2 protein-coding genes are annotated in these 1,406 nt (G+C 55.2%); both read right to left on the bottom strand.

The genetic code is table 11. From position 1 onward, the window contains the following. Positions 1 to 599, bottom strand: a 599-nt coding sequence (locus tag F8N44_RS23580) for a paraquat-inducible protein A (RefSeq protein WP_224794812.1), incomplete at its 3' end; no start/stop codon positions are given. Beyond that, the gene (locus tag F8N44_RS23575) at positions 586 to 1,245 is read right to left on the bottom strand and encodes a paraquat-inducible protein A (RefSeq protein ID WP_007912972.1); all 660 of its coding nucleotides are present in this window, start codon (positions 1,243 to 1,245) and stop codon (positions 586 to 588) included. The genes F8N44_RS23580 and F8N44_RS23575, both read right to left, overlap by 14 nt. Positions 1,246 to 1,406 lie beyond the last annotated feature (161 nt).

Raw genomic sequence — 1,406 nt, 5'->3', positions numbered from 1 at the left:
GTGTTATCCCAAATCAGTCGGGGATCGAAAGTTACTGCGGCAAGCATCGTCAGAATCACCACACTGGCGAAGGCGATGGCGCCAAGATTGGCTTCGACACTGGCAAGCCGGCCGAAGTTGACGACCGCCACGAGAATGGCGATCACAAAAATATCGAGCATCGACCAGCGGCCGATGAACTCGATGAAGCGGTACATCCAGATGCGCTGACGAGCCGACAATGGCTGACGTCGTTGCACCGAAAACAACAGCAGTGCGATGCCGACCAGTTTGAAGGTGGGCACCAGAATACTGGCGATAAACACCACGGCCGCGATCGGAATCATGCCGTGCTGCACCAACTGGATCACCCCGGACATGATGGTGCTCGGATCACCCTGACCCAAGGAGCTGACCGTCATGATCGGCAAGACATTGGCCGGGATATAGATGATCGCCGCGGTGATTAGCAGCGCCCAGGTTCGGGTGAGACTGTTCGGACGCCGGGCATGGACCAGCGCACCGCAACGGGAGCAGGTTTGCTCGTCGGTATCCGCTTCCTGTTTGTTCAATTCGTGGCATTCGGTACACACCAGAATGCCCGCATCAATCGCCCGCATGAGCGTCCTCTCCTGATAACGCCTGCCAGATCTGATGCGGCGACATCACCACTTCCAGCCAGACCTGCACCAACAACAAGCCAATGAAACACGCCAAACCCAGCCCTACGGTAATGGCGGCCATATCCGCCAGTTTGACGATCGCCACCAGTACGCCCATGAGGTAAACCTCGAGCATCCCCCAGTCTTTGAGGTGGTGATAAATGCGATAGAGCAGCAAGCCATAGCTGCGTCCGACATTGAAGCGAATAGTCAGCAAAACAAATAACTGGCACAGCAACTTGAGCAGCGGGATGGCCATGCTGCACAGGAATACGACAATCGACACGCCTTGCATGTCGGTGTTGAACAGGCCGAGTACGCCACTCCAGACCGTATCCTGCGAAGACTGTCCGAGGATATTGAGCTGCATGATGGGTAAAAAGTTTGCCGGGATGTACAACAGCAATGCTGCGATCACCAAGGCAAGGCTGCGCTGCACCACGTTATGGCGGTGGGCGTACAACTCGTAACCGCAGCGTGGGCAGAGCGCTTTCTCACCGTGGGCAAGTGTGGGCTTGCGCATCAGCAGGTCGCACTCATGACAGGCCACCAAGTCTTCCAGCGGTAAATCTGACAGCCCGGGGGCGTCAACCGACTCTGACATAAAGGCTCTGGCTCCGAATAAGGTGGGGCTATTCTAGTGTTCTGATTCGAAAATAACTGTGCAAATTTGTTCGCTGTCGCGAGTAAAAACTTTCCTGCGGGCAAAACAAAACCCCAACTGCTTTCGCAATTGGGGTTTCGGAATTTAATCTTGACGATGAC

Origin of the sequence: Pseudomonas fluorescens, from assembly GCF_902497745.1 — a bacterium.
Classification (GTDB): Bacteria; Pseudomonadota; Gammaproteobacteria; order Pseudomonadales; family Pseudomonadaceae; genus Aquipseudomonas; species Aquipseudomonas fluorescens_BM.
Note: the sequence above shows the minus strand (reverse complement) of the source record. Positions and strands in the feature narration are given on the sequence as shown.

What these genes read in the sequence shown, in the direction of transcription:
- F8N44_RS23575 (WP_007912972.1), bottom strand. Translation starts at nt 1,245, where the DNA reads ATGTCAGAGTCGGTTGACGCCCCCGGGCTGTCAGATTTACCGCTGGAA.